This is a genomic window from Myxococcales bacterium (genome assembly GCA_016706225.1).
In the GTDB taxonomy this organism is placed as follows: domain Bacteria; phylum Myxococcota_A; class Polyangia; order Polyangiales; family Polyangiaceae; genus JADJKB01.
Genome location: JADJKB010000021.1, coordinates 188,552 through 204,940 on the forward strand (window position 1 = coordinate 188,552; position 16,389 = coordinate 204,940).

At 67.7% G+C, this 16,389-nt stretch carries 17 protein-coding genes; 5 read left to right on the top strand and 12 right to left on the bottom strand.

The features are described 5' to 3' along the window. Window positions 1-48 precede the first annotated feature (48 nt). From IPI67_25565 to IPI67_25590, 6 genes are all read right to left on the bottom strand, one after another. Entirely contained in the window at window positions 49-246 is a 198-nt protein-coding gene (locus tag IPI67_25565) for a DUF1844 domain-containing protein (GenBank protein ID MBK7583547.1), read from the bottom strand. A gap of 152 nt (window positions 247-398) precedes the next feature. Further along, window positions 399-659: a hypothetical protein gene (locus IPI67_25570; protein MBK7583548.1), complete on the bottom strand. Its 261-nt coding sequence runs from the start codon at window positions 657-659 to the stop codon at window positions 399-401. Between the two features lie 62 nt (window positions 660-721). Continuing rightward, a complete protein-coding gene (locus tag IPI67_25575; GenBank protein MBK7583549.1) occupies window positions 722-1,261 on the bottom strand; it encodes an FKBP-type peptidyl-prolyl cis-trans isomerase in 540 nt (179 codons plus the stop codon). Then, the gene (locus tag IPI67_25580; GenBank protein ID MBK7583550.1) at window positions 1,262-3,229 is read right to left on the bottom strand and encodes a 3-isopropylmalate dehydratase; all 1,968 of its coding nucleotides are present in this window, start codon (window positions 3,227-3,229) and stop codon (window positions 1,262-1,264) included. 114 nt (window positions 3,230-3,343) lie between these two features. Further along, window positions 3,344-4,480: a DUF2088 domain-containing protein gene (locus IPI67_25585; protein ID MBK7583551.1), complete on the bottom strand. Its 1,137-nt coding sequence runs from the start codon at window positions 4,478-4,480 to the stop codon at window positions 3,344-3,346. After that, window positions 4,477-4,698, bottom strand: coding sequence for a hypothetical protein (locus IPI67_25590; protein ID MBK7583552.1), 222 nt, complete (start codon window positions 4,696-4,698; stop codon window positions 4,477-4,479). The genes IPI67_25585 and IPI67_25590 overlap by 4 nt, the downstream gene beginning before the upstream one ends. A 34-nt stretch (window positions 4,699-4,732) precedes the next feature. On the opposite strand from IPI67_25590, the gene IPI67_25595 reads away from it, so the two are divergent. Further along, complete coding sequence (locus IPI67_25595; protein ID MBK7583553.1) at window positions 4,733-6,001, top strand: SUMF1/EgtB/PvdO family nonheme iron enzyme; 1,269 nt, start codon at window positions 4,733-4,735, stop codon at window positions 5,999-6,001. A 33-nt stretch (window positions 6,002-6,034) separates the two neighbouring features. Here the strand turns inward: IPI67_25595 and IPI67_25600 are convergent, their stop codons facing one another. The 3 genes from IPI67_25600 to IPI67_25610 are packed head-to-tail and all read right to left on the bottom strand — an operon-like array spanning window position 6,035 to window position 8,089. Continuing rightward, window positions 6,035-7,069, bottom strand: coding sequence for a hypothetical protein (locus IPI67_25600; protein ID MBK7583554.1), 1,035 nt, complete (start codon window positions 7,067-7,069; stop codon window positions 6,035-6,037). Next, window positions 7,066-7,983 carry an alpha/beta hydrolase gene (locus tag IPI67_25605; GenBank protein ID MBK7583555.1) on the bottom strand — a complete coding sequence of 306 codons (918 nt, stop codon included), beginning with the start codon at window positions 7,981-7,983 and terminating at the stop codon, window positions 7,066-7,068. The genes IPI67_25600 and IPI67_25605 overlap by 4 nt, the downstream gene beginning before the upstream one ends. After that, complete coding sequence (locus IPI67_25610; protein ID MBK7583556.1) at window positions 7,940-8,089, bottom strand: TIGR04563 family protein; 150 nt, start codon at window positions 8,087-8,089, stop codon at window positions 7,940-7,942. The genes IPI67_25605 and IPI67_25610 overlap by 44 nt, the downstream gene beginning before the upstream one ends. Window positions 8,090-8,414: 325 nt before the next feature. On the opposite strand from IPI67_25610, the gene IPI67_25615 reads away from it, so the two are divergent. After that, complete coding sequence (locus tag IPI67_25615; protein ID MBK7583557.1) at window positions 8,415-9,773, top strand: S41 family peptidase; 1,359 nt, start codon at window positions 8,415-8,417, stop codon at window positions 9,771-9,773. 35 nt (window positions 9,774-9,808) lie between these two features. Here the strand turns inward: IPI67_25615 and IPI67_25620 are convergent, their stop codons facing one another. Together IPI67_25620 and IPI67_25625 are read right to left on the bottom strand one after the other, a co-directional pair. Then, window positions 9,809-11,287, bottom strand: coding sequence for a serine/threonine protein kinase (locus IPI67_25620; protein MBK7583558.1), 1,479 nt, complete (start codon window positions 11,285-11,287; stop codon window positions 9,809-9,811). Window positions 11,288-11,388: 101 nt separating this feature from the next. Beyond that, window positions 11,389-12,027 (bottom strand): bifunctional 4-hydroxy-2-oxoglutarate aldolase/2-dehydro-3-deoxy-phosphogluconate aldolase, encoded by a 639-nt coding sequence (locus IPI67_25625; protein ID MBK7583559.1) that lies wholly within the window; start codon window positions 12,025-12,027, stop codon window positions 11,389-11,391. 117 nt (window positions 12,028-12,144) lie between these two features. Between IPI67_25625 and IPI67_25630 the strand changes: the two genes are divergently transcribed. Continuing rightward, complete coding sequence (locus tag IPI67_25630) at window positions 12,145-13,182, top strand: acetylxylan esterase (protein ID MBK7583560.1); 1,038 nt, start codon at window positions 12,145-12,147, stop codon at window positions 13,180-13,182. A 323-nt stretch (window positions 13,183-13,505) separates the two neighbouring features. After that, window positions 13,506-15,275, top strand: a complete 1,770-nt coding sequence (locus IPI67_25635) for a hypothetical protein (GenBank protein ID MBK7583561.1) — start codon at window positions 13,506-13,508, stop codon at window positions 15,273-15,275. Between the two features lie 8 nt (window positions 15,276-15,283). On the opposite strand, the gene IPI67_25640 is transcribed toward IPI67_25635, so the two are convergent. After that, the gene (locus IPI67_25640; GenBank protein ID MBK7583562.1) at window positions 15,284-15,880 is read right to left on the bottom strand and encodes a YkgJ family cysteine cluster protein; all 597 of its coding nucleotides are present in this window, start codon (window positions 15,878-15,880) and stop codon (window positions 15,284-15,286) included. Window positions 15,881-15,936: 56 nt separating this feature from the next. Here IPI67_25640 and IPI67_25645 point away from each other — a divergent pair, with 56 nt between their 5' ends. Then, window positions 15,937-16,380, top strand: a complete 444-nt coding sequence (locus IPI67_25645; GenBank protein ID MBK7583563.1) for a TM2 domain-containing protein — start codon at window positions 15,937-15,939, stop codon at window positions 16,378-16,380. Window positions 16,381-16,389: the final 9 nt, after the last annotated feature.

Genomic DNA, 16,389 nt, shown 5'->3' on the forward strand with positions numbered 1-16,389 from the left:
CGAGCCCCACGAGCCCAGAGAGCGCGATGGGAAAAGCTTGAGAGCGGCTCACGTCGCCTTCGCAACCTCCACGTAGCGCATACGCAGATCAAAGAGCGTCTGCTCCACGATGCGTTCCTCCTCGCCGGTCAGGTTACCGTGGGTCTTTTCTTGGAGCATTGCCATGAGGTCGATGGTCTGCCGGGCCAGCGGAAGCTCGACCATCGGCGCAGTCCCTTCGGGCCCGGGGGCGTCGCCCAGGTGCATGCGCGCGGAGTGGTACAGGGACAAGACGAAGGTCACGAAGTCGACGGGCGGAAGGCGCTCGCTCGACTGCGAACCTTCCTGATTGGCAGCATCGAAGGCTTCCTGCGCGTCGCGCAGTTGACCGCTGCTCGGCCCATCCACTTCGTCCGCGCTCACGAAGCCCCCTCGTCGTCGTCGCCCTCGTCTTCCTCTTCGTCAACGGAGTCAACGGAGTCAACGGAGCCGACGGGCGACGCGCGATGCGGGTCGTTCTGTCCGAGCGCCGGCTGCGCCTGAGGGAGCGTCTCGCTCTTGGCCTCACTGTCGACCAGGCCCTCGAGGTGGCGAGTGACATCCGCGTCGTTGACGAGGCCGCGACGCATCAGGCGCTCGCGAATGCGAACGTCGTACTTGAAGAGCTCCGGGTCGGTCATGATTTTCTCCGTCCCCCGCATCGGGACAAGCCCGGCGAAAATGCCGGACGGCGATGGGGTTCCTAGCGCCTGGAGGGCCCGCGAAGCAAGCGCTCGGCCACAATCAGCTGGGAGTCTGCAGTCTGAGCTGACCCCTGGAGCGCCTCCGCCGCGGCTTCCAGCTCGCCCACCGTCGCGGGTCGCGTCGCCAGGACTCGGACCTCGACCCGGAGCGCTTGGCCCGCAAGCGGATGATTTTGGTCGATCACCACGGCGTCGGGGGTGACCTCGAGCACCCGCAAGATCACCGTCTCGCCCTCGGGTCCGTCGGCCTCGAAGCTGTCTCCTGCGGCGACCTCCGCCGGGAATTCCTCGCGATCGACCTCCAGCACGGCTCTCGGGTCCCGCTCCCCGAAGGCGTCCTTGGCCTTGATGCGCAGGGTGCGGCTCTGGCCCGGCACCGCACCCTCCAAGCCCCGCTCGACCGGCGGCAAGAGCCCACCGAAACCGAACAGCGTCTCGAGGGGCCCTTCGCTGCCACCGATCAACTCCCCGTCTGCGTCGAAGACCTCGTACGTGAGCGTGACGACGACTTCAGGTCCGGCCTGGTAGGCCCGCTCCACTCAGAGGCTCTCCGGCGCCACGATCTTGCCCGCAATGGCGCTGGCGGCGACAACCAATGGACTCGCCAGGTACACTTTTCCAGGACCACTGCGTCCGGGAAAATTTCGATTGATGGCGCTGACCGTGACCTCGTCGGGGCCCATCGAGACGCCCGGGCCGGCGCGAATGCACGCACCACAGGACGGGTCGACCAGATTGGCTCCGACCCGCTGGAAGATCTGGATGTACCCCATCTTCTCGGCGTAGTCCCGGATGTGCTGCGAGCCGAACTGAATGTAGAGCTGCACGCCTTCGGCGACCTTCTGGTTCTGTTCGAGCGCCCGGGAAAGCACGGCCGCGTACATGTCCATGTCGGCCTTCTTGCCGCCGGTGCACGAGCCGCCGTACGCGATGTTGATCTTCACGTCGCCGCCCGCCGCCAGCTCGGTCAACGGCACACCGTTTCTCGGATCACCTGGGGTCGCGACCATCGAGACGATGGCGCTCAGATCGATGCTGAAGGTGGCGGCGTACTCGGCGCCGGCGTCCGCGCGCACGATCAAGGCGCGCATTTTGGCCGGATCCTGGCCGCGCATCTCGGCTAGGTAGCTGACCACCACCTCGTCCGCCTCGATGATCCCGGTGAAGCTGCCTGCCTCCACCGCCATGTTCGTGAGGGTGGCGCGCTCGTCCAGCGAGAGCTTCTTCACGCCGTCACCGGAGAACTCGAGGACCTGCCCGATGCCCTTGCCGCTCTTGAAATGCTCGAGGGCCAGGATGTGGAGCATCACGTCCTTGGCACAGACGCCCGGTCGAAGCTCACCGGTCAGCACGAACTGCACTGTCTCGGGCACCTTCACCCGCACGTCCCGCGTGAACCACGCGTTCGCCATGTCGGTGCTGCCGACGCCGAAGGCAAAACAACCGAGCGCGCCCGCCATACAGGTGTGGGAGTCGGTGCCCGCCACGATCTGGCCGGGGAGCGCCAGCTCTTCGATCACCTTGTTGTGGCAAATCGCTTCGCTGCCGACGGTCTTGCCGTTTCGGGTCACCTCACCGTAGAGCCGGATCCCGTGGCGCTTGCTGAAACTCTCCTGCACAGTGGCCAGGGACGCGGCTTGGGCGTCGAGTCCCATCTTCTTGTGCTGCTCGGGCATCACCAGCTCGAGGAAGGTCAGGTGATCCCGGAACGCAAACACACTCTCCGGCTCACTCAGCTTCGCACCCTCGCCAAAACCCGCGCGAAATAGCGAGTCGGCCATGGGTGTCACGTATTCGTGGCTGAAGCGCACGTCGGTTCGCACGAACAGCGCGTCCCCGGGCTTCACCGCCGGAGTGCCGAGCACGCCGGTGCGGGCGTCGGCAACGGCGTGGGCCGCGATGATTTTCTCGCACAGATTCAGCGGACGCCGAGCCGTGTCGACCGGGGGCGGCGCGATCTCACCCGCCATGCGTTTGCGGTTGTAGGCAAAGAGCCCCCCGCATTCGACGATTTGCGCGCTGATTGGATCGAGGCCCCGGGTGAACTCACTGACAGGGATGGCCTCACCCCGCTCGATGCGTTCCAGCAGCGAGAAATCGGTCGAGGTCAGCAGCCCGATGTTCTGGGCGTTCTGCCGATAGATCTTCTCGATGTTCTCGGCGATGACCAGCTGAACTCCGGCTTTGAGCTCGGAGTAGGGCGCAGTCTCTCGGGACGATCCACAACCCTTGCTGCGCCCGCTGACGATCACGCCAAAGCCACCCTCTTTGATCGCGTCCTTCTGGATTGCCCCGCCCCTCAGCCCAACCAGGCTGAAGCGCGCCAGCGTCTCGTCGAAGTAATAACAAACCCAACCGGGCGTGATCTCGTCCGTGGAGATGTTGTCGATCAGCTTGCGGCTCGGATCGTGGGCGAGCTGTTCACCAGCGAGCTGCCGGTCGAGCAGCTCCGCATCCTCGGTCAGGTACAGGACTCGTCCGGTGATCCGGACGCTTTGTTCACTCATCGACGCGGCCTCCCGGGGCGGGGACGAGGAACCTAGCCCGGATGTCGCGCTCCGTCATGACGGAACCGCCCCGCCGACCGCGGATCGCCGTCGGCCGGGGCTTCCTGCGGCGCGTCATTCTGCTTCGGCGACCAGCTCGCCCGCCCGCCAGAGCGCCACGGCACACCTGGCACCCGTCACGGACAGCGCATCTCGGAGGGCGCCCTCCAGGCTGTCGCGGGGCTCGGCATAGGTCGTCTCCGTCACCGACCGCGGGAGCTCGCTCACCAGATACACTCGATGACCCGCCGGGAGCTGCGGACGCACTCCGAGCTCGTAGATCCCGCGCATGACCCGCTCGTGGGGGCCGACACCATCCGACAGATCGGCCACCAGGATGACGACTCCGCCTGCTTCGAGCAAGGCGCCCGCGGGCGGCAAGAGCTTCGATGCTTGGTACAGGCTCCGGGAGACCGGCGGGCGGTCCGCCACGATGACCACGCGGCTCTTCGGGGCCCGTACCGTGAACAGCTCACGGGCGCGCGGGATGAGTGAGCGATGCGCCGCGAGCAGATCGCCGGCGGCGGCTGCCACCGGGTTGCCGTCCACGTCACACAAAACGTTGAGCAGGAACGTTCGCCCCGGCAGCGCGCCCGCCGCTTCCTCCATGTCGAGCCGGCACACGTTGTCGTCGACCTGACCCAAGCGCGCGCTCGGGTGGGCTTTCAGCCGGTGGTTCGCGAGCACGTCTTCGGCCAGCGCGCAGCCGGGGAACACACTCTTTGCGCCGCCAGAGAAGCCCGCAAAGTAATGAGGCCTCAGGCGGCCTGTGCTCACCACGAGATCGGCGCGCGCTACCTCGACCAGGATGCGAATCCGCGTGCCCCGCGACGTGCGCCCCAGGTCTTCGCACTCGGCGCCCTCGCCGAACACCACAACCGGGCGATCGCGATGGAGCTCTGGGATCACGTCACTGTTCGCGGCATGCGTGCCGGAGGCGACGACCAGCGTCACCCGCTCCCAGGGCAGGACTTCGCGCAAGGCGCCGAGCAGCTCGGGTCGGGGCTCGTCCCGCGACCCGTCACTGACGAGCACGGCGATGCGCCGAGCGTCCCGCGCGAGCTCGGCGAGCGGAGCAGCCCCGATCGGGCTCGCGAGGGCCGCACGGCAGAGCTCGAGCACGGACGTTCCGGCAGCGGCGGGCCGAGGTGTGTGCACGGAGACCAGCCCGCCCGGCAGCTCGGCGAGGGCGCGCTCCGCGAACGAGCTCACGCACGGCCCCGGACACGGCGTCCGGACAAGGCCAAGACCGCGGTCAGCGCGATCTCGATTTCTTCGTGGGTCGGCGGCGAAGGTCGCGCCGAGATGCGCCGCTGCACCGCGCTCAGCTCCGAGCCGAACACCCGGTAGCGGGCCCGCTCGTGCTCGTCACTCTCGTCGAGCACCCATTCGGCAACGATGCAGTGCAACTCGACGAGCTCGTGGTTCATCAATGGTGCCAAGCGACTGGCTAACGGGTGCGTCATGGGTTCCCCGAGCAAAGGGGTTGCAGATGAGGGCATCCTTCGTCAAGGTCGCCGGCATCTGGTCATGCCGAATTGTAGTCGAGCCGTGTACGCCGCGCTGCCGCTGTTCATCGCTTTTGCGACAACCGCGGGCTGCAACAAGGGCGCACCCGCGCCCGCCGGCGGTTCGGCGCCGAGCGCCAGCCCATCGGTTGCGCCGCCCGTGGGGTCGGTGCGTCCCCCGAAAGACCAGGCCAAGGCCGACACAAAGGTGAGCATTCCGGGAGGCGCATTTCGTGCCGGCAGTCGGCCGGGAGATCCCGGGCGCCGCCCGGATGTGGAGCCGGTGGAGGCGAGCGTGGAGCTCGGGCCGTTCGAGATCGATAGCCTGCCGTTCCCCAACGACCCGGCCAAGCCGCCGCTCACGGGCGTCAGTCGCGACGACGCCAAGCGCCGCTGCGCAGAGCGAGGCGCGCGTTTGTGTACCGAGCTCGAGTGGGAACGAGCCTGCAAGGGCCCCGCGAGTGAGACCTTTCCGACCGGGGCTGCCTGGGATCCCCGCTGCGCCGAAGAGCCGCGTAGCTGTGCCTCCGGTTTCGAGGCACTGGGCATGGGCGCTGCGCTCCGCGAGTGGACGGCCAGCGACGTGATCCCCACCGACAAGGACGCCAGCCGGCGCGCAGCGCTCCGGGGTGCGGGCCCGAAAGCGCCCGCCTACGAGCACCGTTGTGCAGCTCGCACCGGCATTGGTTCGGGCACCGAGAGCGAAGACTTGGGGTTCCGCTGCTGCCACGGTGCCCCCAACGCGGCACTGATCAAGGAACCCACGCTGGGGCAGACCTTCGAGCGCGCGAAGGTGAACGCCGAGGAGCTAGCGATGATCTTGGCGGCGGATCCGCGCACGGCAGAGCTGGGCAAGGACGTGAAATACTTCCGCGAGCCCGACGCCGCCAACACCGTCGTCGAGCGTGGACCTGGCGACAAGAAGGGCTTCCTGTTCACTGTGGCTCCGTTGATCTGGAATCCGGTGGCGGGCTCCGAGTACCTCGTGGTGGCAGCACGCTCCGGCGAGAACACCTCGTTCGTCGTGGCGTTCCACGTGCTCGGCGGCGGTGAGTATCGCCTCGCTTCGAGCTTCATCATGAAGAACGAACCGGGGCCCGTGGCGCTCGCCTACAGCGGTTACATCCGCCCTCGCTTGCACTTCAGCAGCTGCTGGGGATGCCCCGGCGAAACTGGCAAGATCTTGCACCGAGATCCGGACGCCGTGGTGATCGTACAGCCGTGATCGGCGAGAGAACGCGCTCGTTTGCGGTGGCCGTCAGGGAAGCCCGAGCGCGAGGTCCTTGCCGCGCTGTTTCGTGCGCTCGGCCATCAGCCGACGCACACTGCGCAGGCGGTCGACACACTCGTCGATCTGTTTGGGCGTCACGAGCAGCGTAGGGGGTTGTCCCCAGCCGAGCGCGCTCTCGAGATCCGCTCGTTCCAACTTGTCCAGCCGCTCTGCCAGGGACTTCGAGTAGGTCATGTGCCGGGAGAAGCGGGTGAGCGCGTCGTTCTGCGCACCCTCCTTCGGCACCGCCGAGAAGGCTTCGTTGCCCTCGGCAGCCGTGATGCGCCCGCTCCTGTCGTGACGAAACACGGTGACGCGCGCTCCGTTGTCCGACACGTAGTCGATCACCAAGAGGGCCTGGTACTGGGCGAGGCCGAGACGCTCGGCACCGGGCACCGGCTCGCGTGCGCCGAGGCGGGTCTCCCACGCGCGCACCGGTGACTCTTCGCCGATGTCGCGCACCTCGACCCGCGTCAGCGCCGGCGAGGGCGCCAGAGTGAGCGCAACCTCAACCGTCCCGTTGGCGAGCACGCGCGCCTGCTTCTCGAGTCGCTTGCGGGTTGGTGCGTCCGCGACGCGGCTGAGCTCGGCCACGCTGAGCGCACGCAGCGCGGTCGGCGCCACCACGCCAGGTGCGACACGCTCGGCGATGCGGAAGTGTGCCGCCCGCGAGCGCGGCGCGAGGGGCGCTTCTTTGGTTGCGAGAGTGAGCCAGGCTCGAGCCGGAGGCGTCCGCTCGAGCTCCGCCACCCACATCCCTTTTTCGAACGTGAGCTTCGCCAGCGTGGCCGCCTCGACCAGGGCAATTCCCGAGGTGGGTGGGGCCGTCCCGGTCGAACCCGACGCACTCGCCGACGGCTCGATTGCACTCGCCGACGCCGTGGCCAAGGCTGCGCTCGCCGACGTCGCCGCCGCAGCTGACGCCGTGGTGTTGGGTCCGGTCCCCTCCGGCTGAGTCTTGCTGCAGGCTGCCCCGAGCGCGATCAAAGCCGCCGTCATCCACTCTCGGGGTCGACGACTCATGTGAGGCCGTGCTCCGACAAGAACTTCTCAATCCGCAAGCTCACGAGCTCGTGTTGCTCGAGCGGTGCCACGTGGGTGCCGCCGGACAACATCACCAGCTCGGCCCGCGGAATGACCTCCGCCATGCGCTGCGACAGCTCCGGCGGCGTGAACGAGTCGCGATCTCCCGCGACGATCAGCACCGGCACCTCGATGGAGGGCAGAAGGTCCTCTGCAGAGTGCTCGCCCGCCGCAGTCAGCATCTGGGCAAACATGGGGAAGTCGACGTGCGCTGCGTGGTGAAAATACGGCTCCACGTCCTCGGGACGCACGGTGTTCGGATCGATGTCCCCAGTGAAGAGCGCAATGCGGAGCGCGGTCTTGGTCGGGACGCGAGACCAGAGAGCGCGGGTCAGTCGCGGATGTTTGAGTGCCAGCTCCGAGAGTTTTGGCAGCACGTTGGCCAGCATCTCGCTGTTCTTGAAGGTGTGGGTCACGCGCCCGTAGCTGCCGCACAGGAGCATGATGCCGCGGACGTTGTCGGGCCGTTTGCGGTAACCCTCGAGCGAGACCTGGCTTCCGAAGGAATGCCCAGCCAGTACGACCGGCGGGTCGCCGAGGTGACGCCGGACCGCATCGAGATCGGCGACGTGGGCTTCGACCCCAACCTGCTCCGGATCGACCGGGCTGCCGCTGCGGCCGTGGCCGCGGTAGTTCCAGTGAGCAACGGAAGCGATCTTCGCCAGGTCGTCCCACAGATATTTGTAGATGAACCCGTCGCAGCAGATGCCGTCCGACAGAAGCAGTGTGGTCGCGGAGGGGCCAGCGCGCCGACGCACGTACAAACGAGTGCCGTCCGGTCCCTCGGCTACCGACTCGACGACCCCAGACTCAGGTGGCTTCGCCGTCTTCGTCGTCCCCGATATCGTTGACACTCGGGATCTTCTTGATGTCGACCCGGGCCATCTTCCAAGCGCGTTGAACGACCCAGGACAGCGAGCGGTCGAGCCGCGCCGCTTCGTCCTTGATCTCCTGCAACATTGCCTCAGGGAAATAGAGGCTTTGTTTGCGCTTGTCGCTGCCGCCCTTGTTCTCGTCAGCCACGCTCGAACCTCATCGGGGAAAGTCGTTTTGGAACACTCTGGGTGGCCCTGTAAGAGGGTGTCACCAGAAGAACTCTAATAGGGGAGTAACACCCACAGGCTAATAAAATCAACGACCTTCCGCTACTTACCCCGAGGTCGCCCACGTCCGCCCGGACAAAAGCCCCTCTTTGACGGCCGCCGCCCCGGCTCGAGCGTGGAAGGAACGGACTGGGCCACGCGACCCCGGGCGACCGCGCCCCGGCCCCGAGTATCCTGCACCCATGCCCTTCGGCCTACCCTCGCCCCGCGTTCTCCTGACCACCCTAGCCGCTTTTGCGGGTGGCGCGATGACCGCGCACCTGGCCACCGCCACCCCGGCCCGCGAGAGCCCGTACGAAATGATCGAACAGCTCAGCCGGGTCCTGGTGCTGATCGAGAACGAGTACGTCGAGCCCGTAGACCGCCACCGGCTGGTCGAGGGCGCCATCAAGGGCATGGTCGCCGAGCTCGATCCCCACTCGGGCTACCTGCCCCCGCAAGATTGGTCGATCTTCCAGTCCGACACCGAAGGCAAGTTCGGAGGGGTCGGCGTCGAGGTCGACTTCCGCGGTGAGTACGTGCTGGTGATCGCTCCCATCGAAGGCTCGCCGGCCGAACGCGCGGGCGTGCGCTCCGGCGACCACATCGTCGCCATCGACAACACGGACGTGCGCGACAAGAGCCCGGACGATCTGATCCGCCTGATGCGGGGCGCAGCCGGGACGAAGGTCGTGCTGAGTATCAAGCGCGGCGGCAAAGACGCCCTGCTCCACTTGACGCTCACCCGCGAGATCATCGCGGTCTCGAGCGTTGCCCAGAAGCTGCTCGACGACAACGTGGGCTACGTGCGCATCAAGCAGTTCCAGAACGGCACCCACGACGAGCTCCTGGTGGCCGCGGCCAAGCTGCGCAAGGAAAACGGCGGGGAGCTCGCAGGGGTCATCCTGGACCTGCGCAACAACCCCGGCGGCTTGGTGGACGAAGCCGCCGCCGTGGCGGACGAGTTTCTGAGCGGCGGAGTGATCTACACGACCCGTCACCGCGGGCGGGTGGTGGACGAAGCCAAGGCCGGTCTCGGAGGTGTGCTGCGGCGGGGCCCGCTGGTCATCTTGGTCAACGAATACAGCGCGAGCGCGGCGGAGCTGGTGGCCGGAGCGCTCCAAGATCAGAAACGCGGCAGCGTGGTCGGTGCCAAGACCTTCGGCAAGGGTTCGGTACAGACGCTGCTCGACTTGCCGGGTCAGGCGGGCCTGCGGCTCACGACGATGCGTTATTACACGCCGAGCGGGCGCGCCATTCAGGCCCAGGGCATCAAACCCGACGTGCTGGTGGAAGCGGCCTACGTGCCGGACAAGACCTTCGGCGTGATCCGTGAATCGGATCTGCAGAACCACCTGCCGGCCGAGGGTGCGCCCGGCACCGCGCTGCCCGACAAGCCGGACGCCGCACCACCCGCCGCGGCAGTGACCGCCGACGGTGGGGTGCCGGACACCCACCTCGGAGTGACGCGCGAAGTTCCCAAGAACCCGACCGGCGGCGCCGATCTCGCGCTCAGCATTGGTTACCAGATCGTGCGCGGAGTGCTGTCGAAGAAACCCTGAGCCGTGGCACGTTCGCCACGAGCGCCCGCCCTCCGTCAACCGCCAAGCGTGCGAAAAATCTCTTCGAACGCCCGTTGTTCGCTGGAACAGAATCGATCGCGATCTCCGTCCGGGTAGGCGGCGATGCACGCCGCACCGATGTCCAGACAGAAGCTCAAGATGGCGCGTCGCCGCTGCACGCTGTGGGGCTCTTCGCCGGAGATTCCGGTGTCGGGTAACAATCGACGGAGCAGGCCCAGGAGCTCCGCGTTCGGTCGCTCTTTCAAGTACGGGGCGACGAAGGCGCGTGCCCCTTCCAACGTCACCACACTCTCACCGGCGAGCTGATTGACGTTCTCGACGTGCGCCGCCAGGAACTGTTCCAGCAGCTGGATCTCTTCGGGTTGCACGATGCCGTCGGCCCAGATCATTTCGAGCAGCGGGATGGTGTCGATGAAATAGACGTCGGTTCCGCGGATGCCAAAGAGCGCCAGGCGCGCGAGGGCGTCGTGCCGCGACATCGACAGGACGGGCTGGCGTTTTGCTCCCTTGGGTGAGGCGACGACGGTGGCTCCACCCGCCTCGGCGGCCAGCGGCGCGGGTGCCACGGCCGCCCCGGAAGGCTCGGGCAAAATGCCTGCGAGCTCGGCCAGGCTCGACGTGGGCGCGTTGGGCAGCGAGACCGCGATCCTGGCCAGCGCCTGCTGAAATGCGCGGGCGTCGGGGTGTCGGTCCTTGGCATCGAAGGAAAGCGCACGGTCGATCTCGTCGCACAGCGCAGCCGGCAGCTCTGGTGCGACCGTGATCAGCGGGCGCGCGGGCCGATTCGTGGCCATGTCACTCAGCTCGCGGTCGGTCTTCGCCGGGTGGATGTACTCCCCCGTCAGCAGACGAAAGAGCGTCGCGCCGACGCTGAAGAGGTCCGACCGCGCGTCGACCCGCTCCCAGTCTGAGCGGGCTTGCTCCGGCGCCATGTACGCGAAGGACCCGAGCTGCATGCCGTCGTCCTCACTTGCAACGCTGGCACCGCGCACGCTGGCGATGCCGAAGTCGAGCACCTTGAGCCGCCCGTCGCGGAGCACGAACAGGTTCGTGGGTTTCAGGTCGCGGTGCACCACGCCGCGGTCGTGAGCGATGGCGAGCACGTCCAGGGTTTGCTCCGCAGCCGACAGCGCCGCGGCGACAGGCAGTTTGCCGCCCGCGGCGGCGCGCAGCTCGTTCAGCGTGCCCCCCTCGAGCAGCTCCATCACCAGATACGCCGTGCCGTCTTCGTCCTCGTCGTCGTCATAGACCATGACCACGCCGGGGTGACCGATGGAGTTGGCGGCGTAGCCTTCGCGCAGGAAGCGGCGACGGATCTCGAGGTCGTGGGTGAGCTCCGGCGCCAGCACCTTGAGCGCGGCCCGGCTCTGGTTGCGATGTGTGGCGGCGTAGACCCAAGCCATGCCACCCACCCCCAGGAGTTTGTCGAGGCGCCATTTTCCCCGAAGAGTGGTGCCCACCCGGTCCCGGGCGCGATCGGCGGAGGCGTTCACGCCACGCAGTATACGTGGGCGCGCCCGGAGCGCACCGTCCATCACCCATGTTCGTTCGGGTTCGAGGGTCGCCGCGGTTGATCGGTCGGAACCGGGACCGATCAAGTCGGAGTCGGGCGTACACAGCTGATGATCGCCCGCGCGCGTTCCTCGATCCGCGCGAACGCGCCGGCCTCCAGATCGCCCGCCTCGAACAGCGAGCGGACGAAGCCGAGCGCAAAGGCGCCCGCGTCGAGAAACGCCCGAGCATTGGCCAGGGTCACTCCGCTCGTGGGCACGATGCGCAGGAACGGCAGCGGACCCAGGCACGCGCGGACGTAATCAGGTCCGTCTGGCGGCGCGGGGAAGAGCTTCTGCAGCGGCGCCCCGGCGCGCTGCGCAGCCAGCATCTCCGTGGGGGTGAAGGTGCCCGGGATCGCAACGGCACCCAGCTCGCGAGCCAGCGCAACGACCTCTAGATCGAACACTGGTGACACGAGAAAACGAGCACCACACTGCACCGCGTCGCGGGCGTCGCGCTCGGTGAGCACGGTGCCCGCTCCGATCAACAGCTCGGGGTCCGCCGCGAGCGCTGCGATGGCATCCAGGGCGCCCGGGGTGTTCAAGGTGACCTCGAGGGCGCGAAAGCCGCCTCGCACCGCGGCGTCGAGGGCAGGGCGCACTCGCTCGGCGCGCGCCGTGCGCAGGATCGCGATCGCGCGCTCCCGGCCCAAGCGCTCCACGATCTCGTCTGGGTTCATCGACGCGGAGCTTGCCACAGCGCCGGCCCGGAGGGCTCGCGGATGCGGCGCCGCGGCCTCGGGCCTGATACAGCGTCCAGAGCGGGCGGCCCGAGGCTGGCTGTCTGCCGACCGGGAGTGACACGTTTGTTTTCCCCTTCGCCACTGCACCACGCTCTGCTCGATCGCCTGACGCCGAGCCACGCCTTCGACGCCACCGATCTCGCGGGTTGGCGCGCCGGCCTGACCACGGCGCTCCGCTCCGCTCTGGGATTCGATGCCCTCCCCACGGAGCATGTGCCGCTCGCGCCCGTTGCAGTGTGGCGCCGCGAATACGCTTGGGGCCGGGTCGAGAAGCTCCACTTCACCTCGGAGCCGCTGGCAGACGTGCCGGCCTATCTGGCGCTACCGCACACGGGCACTCCGCCATTCCCCGTCATGGTCTGCCTCCAGGGGCACTCGACCGGCATGCACAACTCGCTCGGGCTCGCGTCAGACGACGAGATGCGCGAGATCAGGGTCGAAGGTGGGCGAGACTTCGGGCGCCAAGCGCTGGCCGAGGGTTACGCCGCGCTCTGCATCGAGCAGCGCTCACTGGGAGAGCGCCGCGAGTCTCACCAGCCTCACGTCAACCAGTACAACCCCTGTCACGACGCAGCGCTGCACGCGCTGATGCTGGGCAGGACGCTGCTGGGCGAACGGGTGTACGACGTCGAACGCGCGCTCGATTGGATCGCCACGCGACCCGAGCTCGACCGGGCGCGAGTCGGCATCATGGGCAACTCGGGCGGGGGGACGGTCGCGCTGTGGGCGGGAGCGCTGTTGCCTCGCATCGGGTTCGTGCTCGCGTCGTGCTCACTGTGCCGCTTCCGCGACTCCCTCATGAGCGTGTATCACTGCGCGGACAACTACGTGCCCGGCATCCTGCGCGTGGCTGAGATGGCGGACATCGCAGGTCTGATCGCCCCGCGTCCGCTGCTCACCGTGAACGGTCGAGACGATCCGCTGTTTCCGCTGTCGGGCGTCGAGGCGTGTTTTGCGCGGGTGGCTGAGGTGTACGCGGCGCATGGCGCCTCGGACCGGGCTTCGCTGCTCATCGGTGAGGGCGGCCACCGCTTTTACCCCGAGTCCGCGTGGCCCGAAGCCCGCCGCCTGACCCGCTTGGCCTGGGCCTAGAACACCGATCAGCTTGCTCTGCTCGTGTTCTAGGACCTTTACGTTGGGGCTGCGCCCCAAACCCCCGGCCTTCGGCCGTGCGCGCTCCGCGCGCGAGCGCCGAACACCTTGCAAGTCGCTGAAAACAAACGACGTTCAACCTGTTCGGCGCTCTAGGGTCGTCGCCGACCCCGTGCCCGCGCCCCGCAGCGAACGCCGACTCCCGCAAACTTTTCATATCCTCCCGCGCCCGGAACAGGGGGCCGCGCTTCGAGCGCTGCGGGATTTCCTAGGTGGCACGACCGTTGCGGCCCAGCTTCAGGTTTCTTGGAGAGGACGCCGGCATGCGACATTTCGGGTGGCTCGGGCTGCTGTGTGCAGCCGTTTGGTTACCGATCGGTTGTGGCGGAGGTGATGCGTTCGAGTCCACGGGGACCGGAGGCACCGCAGGGAGCACGACGGGAGGCGCGGCGGGGAGCGGGACCGGAGGTACGACCGCGGGCGGTGCAGGCGGGAGCGGGGCCACGGGCGGCGCCGCAGGTGCGGGTGGTTCGGTCGGTGGCGCCGCGGGCGCCGGTGCAACGGGCGGCGCCGCGGGCGCCGGCGGCGGCTCCGGAGGTACCGGTGGCGCAAGCGGCGGCAACGGCGGCAGCGGAATCGGCACCTACGTCTCGCAGGCGATTGGCCACGACAACAACCCGGGCACCCAATCGTCACCGGTGAAGACCATCGCGGTGGGAATTACCAAGGCGCAGGCCCTGGGTTCGAACGTGGACGTGTACGTCGCCGAGGGCACCTATCAAGAGAAGGTGGTGATGGTCCAAGGGATCAACCTGCTCGGCGGGCACCACTGCGACAATTCGGGTTGCAGCTGGGCGCGAGATCCAGCGAGCTACAATTCGACGATCAAGGCCACCGACGCCGAAGGGCTGCTCGCGGGCGCCTCGATCACACAGGCGACCAAGCTCGACGGTTTCAAGATCTATGGGGCCAATGGCGGCGCCGCGGGCACGGGGCGCATGGCGGTGACCCTCAAGGGTGGCACGCCGACGGTCAGCAACAACGTGATCGTTGGACCCGACGTCACAGGAACGGGACAAGGCGCGCGCGGCATCGCGCTCCAGATCCTCAGCCCGTCGAACGCTTCGACCGGTGCGGTCATCGATCAGAACACCATCACTGCCGGCCAGGCGGACGTGAGCATTGCGCTGGGCTTCGAGAACGGCGGTTCCGGCAAGTCCTACGCGGTGGTCACGAACAACTTCATCCAGGGCGGCAAGGGGCGAATCGCGCGCGGCATCGGCGCCGGCACCTCCGGCACTGGAACGCGCGTAGCGAAGAACAAGATCTACTCCGGAAGCTCGAACAACGCCTCGGGCGACGCCTGGGCCATCAGCGTGGGCGGCGAGCTGGAGATCGACGCCAACGAGATCAACGTCGATCAGAGCAAGGTCGGCAACTGCATCGGCAGCGGCTACTGCGGCGGCATTCTCAGCGCGAGCTCGACCTCGGTCATCACCAACAACATCGTGATCGGAATCACCGCGCCGTGGAGCGTCGCGGTGCAGCTGGCCGAGTTCGAGGTCGCGGGAGGCGCAGTGATCCTCAACGCCAACACGCTGCACGGTGGAGGTGTGAACACGGGCACGAGTGCCGCCTTGGTCCTGAGATTGGGCAACTGCCCTACGTGCGGCTTCAACGGTTTCGTCGGTAAGATCCGCAACAACATCCTGTGGGCCGGCGGCGGTGGGACCCGGTTCGGCGTGTACGAGGACGCCCCGCCCGGCAAGACGCAGCACCCGGTCGCGCTCGAGAACAACGACTTCTGGCTGTCTGGCAACACCGCGGCCACGAGCGCGCTCTACCGGGCCTACGACGGCTCGGCGCAGACTCTCCACACCACGACCAACGCGGTCGACGGCACCACGGTGCAGCTCACCGTCGGGAGCAGCGTCAACGTGAGCCCCGGCACCGATACCACCTGGCACCTGACCAGCGGCTCTCAGTGCATCAACAAGGGGACCGCGACGGAAGCGCCCAAGACCGACATCGACGGCGACCCGCGACCGAAGAACAACGGTCTCGTCGACATCGGGGCGGACGAGGCGGGCTGAGCCCCAGCTCACCTCGCGCCGACATGCTCTGACCGCGCTGGCGCGCCGAAGATCTGGGCGAACAGCTCTTCGGGGCCCGCCAGCCTGTGTTTGAAGCGCCGGCGGCGGGCCTGAGCACGATTGAAGCGGGCAACGAGCTGGTGATGGTGCCGGAGCTCGTCCCGGAGCAGCGCCTGATCCCGGCGCACAGTGCGGAGCAAGGACGGCTCCGCGAGCTGGTAGGGGCAATCGACCGCAGTCAGCACCCGGAGCCGGCGGATCCCGTTCCTGGGCCCAAGGGTCGCGCTGAGCGGATACGCACGACATGCCGTGGGGCGGGATGTATGAACTCCGCAGCGGTCATCCGGCTCCAAGAACTGACACACACCCGCTCGCTGCGCGAGCAACATCACGCGAGGGCCTTCGGGCAACCAGATCAGGCTGCTCGGCTCACCGGCGATGTCGACCTCGTGGGCGGATGCCCAGCTGACGAGCCGCGTCGGCGGCTGGCCCGTTGCTGCGCTGAGGCGAGCGAGATCGCTGAACGTCAGCGGCACGCGCAGATTGCGACAACACTCACCACAGCCGGTGCAGCGGAGCCGTGCAAGATGGAGACCGGACGCCATGCGGCGCGCTCGAGGGTTACGCGCGCGGACGGGCGAGTAAAGCGCTCTGACACAACCTGGGTTATGCTCGGCCCGTGACGGGTCAACCCCCACGCGGTTGGGGACCTCCGCCGCCGGGTTACGGTCCGCCGGCGTACGGTCCGCCCACCCCGCCCGGCGGCGGAGCTTTTGCGCCGCCACCGATCGCGCCCTACGGCTACGGGTACGATCCCCGCGCACCGTACGGTATAGAACCGCGGACCGGACGACCGTACTCGGACAAACAGAAGGTCATCGCGGGCATCCTGCAGATCTTCCTGGGCAAGTTCGGCATCGGCCGCTTCTACACCGGCCACACGGGCATGGCGGTCGGTCAGCTCGTGGCGTGCATGCTCGGCGTGTGGGTCTTTTCATGGTTCACCTGCGGCCTGACGGCCCTGGTGCTGCTCTGGCCCATCATCGATGGGATCGTGATCCTCGCGTCCGACCCGACGGACGCCGAGGGCCGACCGCTGCGCTGATTCGACCCG